The 9935-nt window shown below is 38.4% G+C and carries 9 protein-coding genes and 1 pseudogene; 6 read left to right on the plus strand and 4 right to left on the minus strand.

Annotated elements, in window-relative coordinates:
- The 6 genes and pseudogenes from P767_RS15265 to P767_RS0101575 all read left to right on the plus strand — a co-directional run.
- A pseudogene (locus P767_RS15265) lies at positions 1 to 1709 on the plus strand (DNA-directed RNA polymerase subunit beta'); the annotation flags it as partial.
- Between the two features lie 126 nt (positions 1710 to 1835).
- On the plus strand, positions 1836 to 2426 hold the full coding sequence (locus tag P767_RS0101555; protein WP_026763136.1) for an OmpH/Skp family outer membrane protein: 591 nt from the start codon (positions 1836 to 1838) through the stop codon (positions 2424 to 2426).
- A 59-nt stretch (positions 2427 to 2485) separates the two neighbouring features.
- Positions 2486 to 3919, plus strand: a complete 1434-nt coding sequence (locus P767_RS0101560) for an APC family permease (protein ID WP_026763137.1) — start codon at positions 2486 to 2488, stop codon at positions 3917 to 3919.
- A 4-nt stretch (positions 3920 to 3923) separates the two neighbouring features.
- Positions 3924 to 4928: a bifunctional heptose 7-phosphate kinase/heptose 1-phosphate adenyltransferase gene (locus P767_RS0101565; protein ID WP_026763138.1), complete on the plus strand. Its 1005-nt coding sequence runs from the start codon at positions 3924 to 3926 to the stop codon at positions 4926 to 4928.
- A gap of 112 nt (positions 4929 to 5040) precedes the next feature.
- Positions 5041 to 5988, plus strand: a complete 948-nt coding sequence (locus P767_RS0101570) for an isoaspartyl peptidase/L-asparaginase family protein (protein WP_026763139.1) — start codon at positions 5041 to 5043, stop codon at positions 5986 to 5988.
- A gap of 3 nt (positions 5989 to 5991) precedes the next feature.
- Positions 5992 to 6675 (plus strand): 2-C-methyl-D-erythritol 4-phosphate cytidylyltransferase, encoded by a 684-nt coding sequence (locus tag P767_RS0101575; protein WP_026763140.1) that lies wholly within the window; start codon positions 5992 to 5994, stop codon positions 6673 to 6675.
- Here the strand turns inward: P767_RS0101575 and P767_RS0101580 are convergent.
- From P767_RS0101580 to P767_RS15270, 4 genes are all read right to left on the minus strand, one after another.
- Complete coding sequence (locus tag P767_RS0101580; protein ID WP_026763141.1) at positions 6672 to 7052, minus strand: hypothetical protein; 381 nt, start codon at positions 7050 to 7052, stop codon at positions 6672 to 6674. The genes P767_RS0101575 and P767_RS0101580 overlap by 4 nt on opposite strands.
- 92 nt (positions 7053 to 7144) lie before the next feature.
- Complete coding sequence (locus P767_RS0101585) at positions 7145 to 7588, minus strand: hypothetical protein (protein WP_026763142.1); 444 nt, start codon at positions 7586 to 7588, stop codon at positions 7145 to 7147.
- Between the two features lie 8 nt (positions 7589 to 7596).
- On the minus strand, positions 7597 to 9003 hold the full coding sequence (locus P767_RS0101590; RefSeq protein WP_037351524.1) for a sugar transferase: 1407 nt from the start codon (positions 9001 to 9003) through the stop codon (positions 7597 to 7599).
- A gap of 15 nt (positions 9004 to 9018) precedes the next feature.
- The coding region (locus P767_RS15270; RefSeq protein ID WP_051416972.1) for a Gfo/Idh/MocA family protein at positions 9019 to 9935 on the minus strand (917 nt) is incomplete at its 5' end.

Below are 9935 nucleotides of genomic sequence, written 5' to 3' on the forward strand. Positions count from 1 at the left end.
AAGAATTAATCATCCTTGCAGGTGAAGAAATTTCTTCTGATGTGGCTAAGCAAATTGAAGAAGTAGGTATTGAAACAGTTGAAATTCGTTCTGTTCTTACCTGCGAAAGCAAGCGTGGAGTTTGTGTGAAGTGTTATGGTAAGAACCTTGCAACAGGTTATCTTGCTCAGAGAGGTGATGCAGTAGGTATTATTGCCGCACAATCCATTGGTGAGCCTGGTACACAGCTTACTCTACGTACTTTCCACGTGGGTGGTGTTGCCGGATCTGCATCCATTGAATCTACTTTACAAGCCAAATTTGATGGTACCATTCAGTTTGACGGCTTAAGAACCGTTGATACAGTTGGTAATGACGGAACCAAGTCTAAGATTGTAATCGGACGTACGGGTGAAGTTAGAATCATGGACGTGAAGAACGATCGTTTAATGATAACCAATAACGTTCCTTACGGTGCTACTTTAAATGTTAAAGATGGTGCTCAGGTTAAGAAAGGTGATGTTATCTGTACATGGGATCCGTTCAATAACGTAATTGTTGCTGAAACAAACGGTTCTATCAAGTTTGAAAACATTCTTGATGGTATCACTTACCGTGATGAGTCTGATGAGCAAACTGGTCACCGCGAGAAAGTGGTAATTGAAACCAAGGACAAGACTAAGATTCCTACTATTATTGTTGAAGGAAAAGATATTAAGCAATACAACTTACCAGTTGGTTCACATATTGGTGTAGAAGAAGGCGATGAAGTAAAAGCAGGTCAGGTATTGGTGAAGATTCCACGTATCTTAGGAAAACTAAGAGATATCACCGGAGGTCTTCCACGTGTAACTGAATTGTTTGAAGCCCGTAACCCAGGAAACCCGGCTATTGTATGTGAAATTGATGGTGTTGTTTCCTTCGGTAACGTGAAGCGTGGTAATCGTGAGATTATTGTTGAATCACGTGATGGAATGATTAAGAAATACCTTGTTCCGCTTACCCGTCAGATCCTTGTACAGGATGGTGATTTCGTGAAAGCTGGTACGCCAATGTCTGACGGACAGATTGCTCCTGCTGACATCCTGGCTATCAAAGGTCCATTTGCTGTGCAGGAATACGTAGTAAATGAAATTCAGGAAGTATACCGTTTACAAGGGGTTAAAATTAACGACAAACACGTAGAAGTGATTGTACGTCAGATGATGAAGAAAGTGGAAATTGTAGACGCAGGAGATACCAAGTTCTTAGAGGAGGATTTAGAAGATCGCTTCGACTTTATTGAAGAGAACGATAGAATCTTTGATAAGAAAGTAGTAACCAACGCTGGTGAAAGTACTAAAATGAGAGCGGGTCAGATCATTACTTTACGCGAGTTAAGAGAAGAGAATTCTATCTTACGTCGTTCAGACAAGAAACTGGTTGAAGTAAGAGATGCCAAGCCTGCTACTGCCCGTCCGGTATTACTGGGTATTACCAAAGCTTCATTGGGTGTTCAAAGCTGGATTTCAGCTGCTTCGTTCCAGGAGACAACCAAAGTATTAAGTCAGGCCGCAATTCAAGGTAAGACTGATGCTATGTTGGGTCTGAAAGAGAACGTTATTACAGGACATCTGATTCCTGCAGGTTCCGGACAGAAAGAGTTTGAGAACATGATTGTAGGAAGTAAGGAAGAATATGAAGTGCTGGCTACTACCAGAGAAGCAATGAGCTTTGACGAAGAAGAGTAATCAGATACTGAAAGTATAAGTAAAAGTAGGAAGCCCAGGCTTCCTACTTTTTTACTGAATAGCCCTTTGTAAGAATCGTCTTCTGTGAAATTAAAAATTGACTTATTTTAGGAAAATAATTACTGTATGAAAAATTTTATTACCGGACTTTCTATCGCTACTGCAATTGGTGTAGCTGTTTTGTTTTATTTGCATTTTTCCAGTGCTAAATCTGTTTCTGCTGTTGCAGGTGGAAGCGCTGTTAGCGCAGGCGCAGGCGGATTTAAAATTGCTTATTTTGAGTCTGATTCTATCCAGAACAATTTTGAATATTTTAAAGAAGTGCGTGCTTCATTACAGTTGAAAGATCAGGCAAATGCTAAACAATTGAACGAATTGAAGAATGTATTTACCAATAAATACCAGGAGCTACAGCGTGTGGGCCAAAGTCTGTCTCAGGCTGAATTGGCAAATAAGCAGCAGGAGCTGGTACAGATGGAAAGAACCTATCAGGGTAAAGAGCAGATGATGGCTCAGGAAATGCAGGATGAAAGCTTTAAAAAGCTACAGGATGTAAAAAAGAAAATTGAAGATTACCTGAAAGAATACAATAAGGACAAGGGTTATGCATATGTATTTTCCAGTGCACCTGAGTTCATGTATTTAAAAGATAGTGCCTATAATATTACTGACGATTTAGTGAAAGGGTTAAATAAGTTGTATCCAAAGAAGCAATAATCGTTCAATCATATTTGTTATCTTCATTCCCGCCCTTTTAAAAATGGGCGGGATTTTTTATGTCAGAAACTACCCCTTCTTTTAAACCCACATTGGGTTTGCTGGATGCAACAATGATTGTAGCCGGCAGCATGATTGGATCCGGAATTTTTATTGTAAGTGCAGATATTACCCGCAATGTAGGAAGTGCGGGTTGGTTAATTGTAGTTTGGTTGCTTACGGGGTTTATGACTTTAACAGCTGCATTAAGCTATGGTGAGTTAAGTGCCATGTTCCCTAAAGCTGGTGGCCAGTATGTATATTTAAAAGAGTCTTATAATAAACTTACCGGCTTTTTATATGGCTGGAGTTTCTTCTCTGTTATCCAGACAGGTACCATTGCCGCAGTAGGGGTTGCTTTCTGCAAATTCGCTGCCTATTTTATTCCGGCACTGGAAATGAATGAAGCAGATGTGCTGTTTTTGTTAGGGCCTTTTAAAATTTATCCAGCACAGTTTGTGTCTATTTTTATCATCATTCTGTTAACCTATATCAATACCAAGGGTGTTCAGGGAGGTAAAATGATTCAGACCATATTTACAGTAACGAAATTATTATCCTTATTCGGATTAATTGTCTTTGGTTTTATATTGGCTGCTGATGCTGAAGTCTGGAATGCAAACTGGTCTGATGCTTTTACCATGAAGTCGATGACGAAAGGCACGGGTGAAATGTCTGCCGCCATTATTGCCCCAGTATTGGGTGCGGGTGCATTAGGTGCCATTGCTGCTTCCATGGTAGGGTCTATTTTTAGCAGTGATGCCTGGAACAATGTTACTTTTATTGCAGGTGAAATTAAGAATCCGCAAAAGAATATTGGACTCAGTTTATTTCTGGGTACATTGATTGTAACCCTTATTTATGTTTCAGCTAATTTGATGTATTTAAGTGTTTTGCCATTAGATCAGATTGCATTTGCAGAATCGGACAGGGTTGCGGTAACCGCCTCCAATGTAATATTCGGGGGCATGGGCACCTATATAATTGCTGCCATGATTATGATTTCTACTTTTGGCTGTAACAATGGTTTAATACTGGCCGGTGCAAGGGTATATTATACAATGGCCCAGGATGGACTGTTCTTTAAGAATGCAGGTAAGCTGAATAAAAACTCAGTGCCGGAATGGGCATTATGGGCACAGTGTGTTGTTGCCAGTCTGCTTTGTTTAAGTGGTAAATATGGAGACCTTTTAGATATGGTTTCCTTTATAGTTGTAATTTTTTATGTACTGACAATTGCAGGTATATTTATTCTGCGTAGGAAAAGACCAGAATTGCCCAGACCCTATAAGGCGGTTGGCTATCCTGTACTTCCTGCCATTTATATGTTGATGGGTATCAGTTTCTGTGTTTTGTTAATTATTTATAAACCTCAGTTTACCTGGCCAGGATTAATCATTACACTGTTGGGTATACCTTTGTATTTTATAGCAGTCAGGAATGCAAAAAAATAATTCCATGAATTTTGATCAGCTTTTTGAGAGTTTCAGAAACACGCATGTGTTGATTATCGGGGATGTAATGTTAGATACTTATTGGTGGGGAAATGTGGAAAGGATTTCTCCGGAAGCACCGGTGCCTGTTGTTGAAGTTCGTCACAAAGAGTGCAGGGTAGGAGGAGCAGCCAATGTAGCTTTAAACACTGCCTCTCTGGGTGCTAAAACCGGAATCATTTCTGTTATTGGAAACGATAATGACGGCGAGACCTTATTAAACTTAATGAACGAGCAGTCGATTGATACTTCTTTTGTAATACAGTCCGGGGATAGAATTACTACCAATAAAATGCGGGTAATGGCGCGGAATCAGCAGATGATGCGATTGGATTCTGAAATTACCACTGATATTGATTCTACTCTTGAAGAAGTCTTGATTAAGAATGTAGAAGCCTATATTAATACGTATCGTCCTTCTGTTGTAATATTTGAAGATTATAATAAAGGGGTATTAACCAGTAAGCTTATTGAAAAACTGATTAATCTATGTAATCAACATCAGATTGTTTCTGCGGTTGATCCCAAAAAGAAAAACTTTTTAGCCTATAAGAATGTTACCCTTTTTAAACCCAATCTGAAAGAAGTGAAAGAAGGGTTGAACATGGTTGTTGAAGAAGTTGATCTGAAGAAAATGCAACATATACACCACGTTTTACATGAGGTATTGCAGCATCAGATTTCTTTAATTACTCTGTCTGAAAAAGGAGTTTTTTATCAGGATCAACAGAATAGTTCCATTATACCTACGCATGTAAGAAAGATTGCGGATGTAAGTGGAGCCGGCGATACGGTTATTGCAGTTGTATCCCTGGTGATGGCTGTTACCAGGCAAATTCAACTGGCTGCTGAAATGGCTAATATTGCAGGAGGGCTTGTTTGTGAATCGGTAGGTACTGTAGCCATTGAAAAACAGAAATTACTTGTGGAATGTAAAAGATTATTGAACAATCAGGTAGTTCCTTCTTGATTAGTGATTCATTAGAAATTTGATATTTTTATTCAATGCTTTCTAACAGGCAACTTAATTATTTAGAATCTTTGCGATAACATAATTTTTACTTTCGTTGAAAATTAGCGAAATGTCAAACTTTACCATAGTGGTTCACGGTGGTGCCGGAACCATACTTAAAAAAGATATGTCACCCGAACTGGAGCATGCTTATTCTGGTGTTTTACAGGACGCGTTGGATAGTGGTTATGCTTCACTTGAGAAGGGAGGTACAGCCATTGATGCGGTTAAGGCTGCCATCATTGTTTTGGAAGACAATGTTCTGTTCAATGCAGGGAAGGGTTCTGTATTTACCAAGAAGGGAGTTCAGGAAATGGATGCTGCAATCATGAGTGGGGCTGATTTATCTGCAGGAGCCATCTGTGGGGTAAGAAATGTGAGGAATCCTATTGAATTGGCAGCAGAAGTAATGACCAATAGTAATCATGTGTTTTTAAGTGGTAAGGGGGCAAATGATTTCGCAATTCAACAGGGGATTAAGCTGGAGCCGGACGATTATTTCTTTTCTCAATTCAGATACGACCAATGGAAAGCCATACGCGACTCTGATACCTATTCACTGGATCACACCAATCACCATCTGGAAGAGTTGCTTCGGGATAGAAAGTTTGGTACGGTTGGAGCCGTTGCAATGGATGCCGCAGGGAATATTGCAGCAGCTACCTCAACCGGAGGAATGACGAATAAAAAATATGGCAGAATAGGTGATAGTCCGGTAATAGGGGCGGGTACCTATGCCAATAATAAAACCTGTGCCATCAGTTGTACTGGTCATGGTGAAATGTTTATACGAGCAGTGGCTTCCTATGATGTAAGTTGTTTGATGGAGTACAAAGGATTAAGTCTGCAAGAAGCAATGCATAGGGTTGTGAACGAGAAACTGGTAAGCATGAATGGGGAAGGAGGAATGATTGGAATTGACATACATGGCAATGCAGCAATGGTGTTCAACAGTGCAGGTATGTATCGGGGGCTAAAAAGCAGTAAGGGTGAAAACCTGGTAGCTATTTATAAATAAAACATGGCTAAAAAAGTTGCAATTATTACGGCCGGAGGATCGGGTACCCGAATGGGAGCTACCACTCCTAAACAGTTTCTCTTATTGAACAATAAGCCTCTGCTGTGGTATACTTTGAAAGCCTTTTTTGAAGCATTCGACGATATTTCTATAACCCTGGTTTTACCATCTGATTATATAAGTCAGGGCAAAATGCTGGTTGCTGATATGGGAAAAGAAAGTAGCGTAACCCTAATTGCCGGTGGACAGACAAGATTTCATTCTGTAAAAAACGGGATTGACTTACTGGATAAGGAATCGATTGTTTTTGTTCATGATGGTGTCAGATGTTTGGTTACACCCAACTTAATAAGGGCTTGTTATGAACAGGCCAAACGTTTAGGCTCTGCAATACCTGCCGTTAGTGCTACCGATAGTATCAGAATTGCCGATGTACATTCCGGTCATTCTGCCATTGATAGGAATCTGGTTAAGATTGTTCAAACTCCCCAGACTTTTAAAAGTGAATTATTAATCAGGGCTTTTAATATGCCCTATCAGGAATCTTTTACCGATGAAGCCACAGTTGTAGAGTATTCCGGGGAAAAAACCTTTCTCATTGATGGTGATTATGATAATCTTAAAATTACCAGACCCGTTGATTTACTGGTGGCGGAATCTATTTTGCAAAAAAGAAATCAATATTAAGGGAACATAGAAAGCGGGAAAGGCAATGCATTATAATGCCAGATATGGTAAAACTCTTTTCGCGGGTTAAATTTATTATAGAAGCCGGCAACACCAGGAATGGCTGATCCTTCAAAATCAAAAAGTATCGGCTGTTGACTGAATTCCTTCAGGCATTCATAGTACAGCATATAATTTGTACCGGCTTTTCTGCCTTGAGTTGTTGACGCATTAATGATATTATAAATTCTTTTACGGTCTTTCAAGAGTAAGACAACAGAACATATTTCTCCTGCCCGATTTTGTACCGCTCTGGCAAAATATTGCAGAGTAGTATTTTTATTTTCATTGCAAAACTGTATCAGTCTCTCAAAATCATATACCCTAATATGTTTCATTTTATGCCCTTGCATCCGGCGGTATAAATTGATGCATTCTTCTGCATGAATTGAACTATTGTATAGCCAGTTATCTTTAATGAGTTTTTCGCTTACCCTGAAAACTTCTTTTTAAAGTTTTTTTCCAAAACAGAAAATGGTTCTTGCAGGGATATATACATATTAGGCATTGGGCTTGCTCCTAAATGAGCGGCCAGCGCAGCATTGCCTGAATTTAACTGGATAGTTCCATACTTGAATTTTTTCTGTATTTCGGATTTAATTTTTGCGGCTTTTGCATCTTCCACTTTCCCAATTAATCCCAGTTGCTGAACAAAAGGAACTGAGTAGGAATAACTGATCCCCCATTTTTTTCTGTAGGGTATGGGAAGTATGGATTCATAATCCCCAACAATAACAGCAGCCCAGTTATCTGCCATACGATCCAGGAAATCGGATTGTGCATAAACTAATCCGTTCTTACTATCGTTAACAAGCGTGTTCCATTTAATTTTGTCAATTTCATGAGATGACAATATTTCAATGTTTTTTTTCAATGGACTGCTTATTTACCTTTTCCTGATAAAATAATACGAAGTGTATGCATCATGATTTTAAAGTCTAATAACAGAGATGCATTTTCAACATAAATTAAATCGTACTGCATTCTTTCAATCATCTCATCTAAATTAGATGCATATCCAAATTGTACCATTCCCCAGGATGTAAGCCCTGGCTTTACTTTTAATAAGTATCTGTAAAACGGGGATACCTGTAACAGCTGATTGATATAAATTTCACGTTCGGGTCTGGGACCTACAAGGCTCATATCACCTTTTATAATATTCCAGAGCTGAGGCAATTCATCCAGCCTCCATTTTCGCATTATTTTGCCCCAGGGAGTAATTCTTTTATCCTCGTCACTGGACAAGGCAGGACCTTCTTTTTCAGCATCCTGGTACATGCTCCTGAATTTATAAATAAAGAACGGCTTCCCTTTATATCCAATTCTTTCCTGTTTGTATATGGCTCCACCTGGTGAACTCAAAAGGGTTCTGATAGCAATGTAAAACATGAATGGACTCAGTATAATTAACCCTGTGAGAGCAACCAGGATATCTATCATTCTCTTTATATGCTGTTCCTCAGGAGACATGGTTGCAGTTTGAATATCCATGAGAAGGGCTCCCAGAATATTACTGGTTTTAACTGAACCTGCTAAAATATCAATTGTGTCTGGTACCAGTTTGATATCAATATCTTTCTCTGTTAGAATACGAACAATCTCTTCAATTAGTTCTTGCTCTTTTTTATCAATTGAAATAATTACTCTCTCAATTTCCTGATCTTCTACAATTTTTTTTATCTGGTGAGTTGAACCTAAATGAGGCATCCATTTAGATAAACCATTTTTGGTTTCTTCCGGATGAACAGAAACAAATCCGATTGTTTTAAATCCGAGGTATTTAAAGTTTCTATTAAGGGCTTCATATACTTTGATTGCATTGGTATTGTTTCCAACGATAATAGTTTTAAAAAAAACTTCTCCTCTTTTAAGCGTTTTTTTTGTCTGAAAAAGAAGCATGGTTCTTCCTCCGGCAACAAGTATAAATTGAACGATGAAATAAAGAAAAAACTGATTAGCCTGATGTATTAGTTGAAACCCGGGAATTATGTATAAAAGAAAGACGCCAAAAAGTGAGTGCAATAAACTGGCAGTAAGTTCACTGAGTCTCGATTTATCGTACAGGGATCTGCTATAACTACCCGTGATAAAATAGAATGCAATCCAGTATACAGGAATAAACAGGAATGTCAGAATTGTTTCGAGGCCTTCAATATCAATTTTTAAAAGCTGAACGGTACTAGTGGTTTGTTCAGGATAAATCTGGAAAAAAATAATTAGCGTAACAAGAGAAAAAATAAAATCACTTACTATATATAAATTAATGTTTCTTTTCCTGTTTTGCATATTGATATAATTGTTTTAAACCAATATGCTGGTATTGTTGATCTTGTCCAGAATCTGATGTGCTACTTCCATAGCCAGATATCCGTCTATTTCGTTTACCTGAGTAGGTTTGTTGTTAACAATAGCGTCTACAAATGAGGTCAGTTCCAGTTTAATAGCATTTAAAGGCTCAATTGAAGGAGTTGCAATGGCAATTGTTTTTTTGCCATTTGGCGTTTCTATGTCAAATGAAAAAGCCTTTTCATCTTCTGGTTGTTTTAACTTGATTATCTCGGTTTTCTTTTCCAAAAAATCAATTCCAATATAAGCGTCTTTCTGAAACAGTCTGATTTTGCGCATCTTTTTCATACTGATTCTGCTGCTTGTTAAATTAGCAACACAACCATTGTTGAACTCTATTCTGACGTTTGCAATATCTGGCGTATCAGTCATTACTGCAACGCCGCTTGCGGCAATATTTTTTACATCACTTTTTACAAGACTCAGAATAATATCAATGTCGTGTATCATCAGGTCAAGTATTACACTTACCTCAGTTCCACGGGGATTAAATTGTGCAAGGCGATGCACTTCAATAAACATGGGATTCAAGTGTAAATCTTTAATGGCCAGATAAGCCGGATTGAATCTTTCTACATGACCCACCTGTAATTTCACATTCGCTTCCCGCACCATGTTTACCAGGTCTTTGCCTTCCTGTAATGTATGGGTAATTGGCTTCTCAACAAATACATGTTTGCCTTTTCTTACCGCCTTCATGCATATATCATAATGTAGGGTAGTAGGAGTTATTACGTCTATTGCATCACAGGCATCAATTAATTTATCTTCATCCATAAATCTTTTGATACCGTACTTCTCAATTACTTCCCTGGCATTGTCATTATTAGGGTCAAAAAAGCCCACAATTTTAACGCCCTCAATTTCTTTCC

Origin of the sequence: Sediminibacterium salmoneum NBRC 103935 (genome assembly GCF_000511175.1) — a bacterium.
Taxonomy (GTDB): Bacteria; Bacteroidota; Bacteroidia; order Chitinophagales; family Chitinophagaceae; genus Sediminibacterium; species Sediminibacterium salmoneum.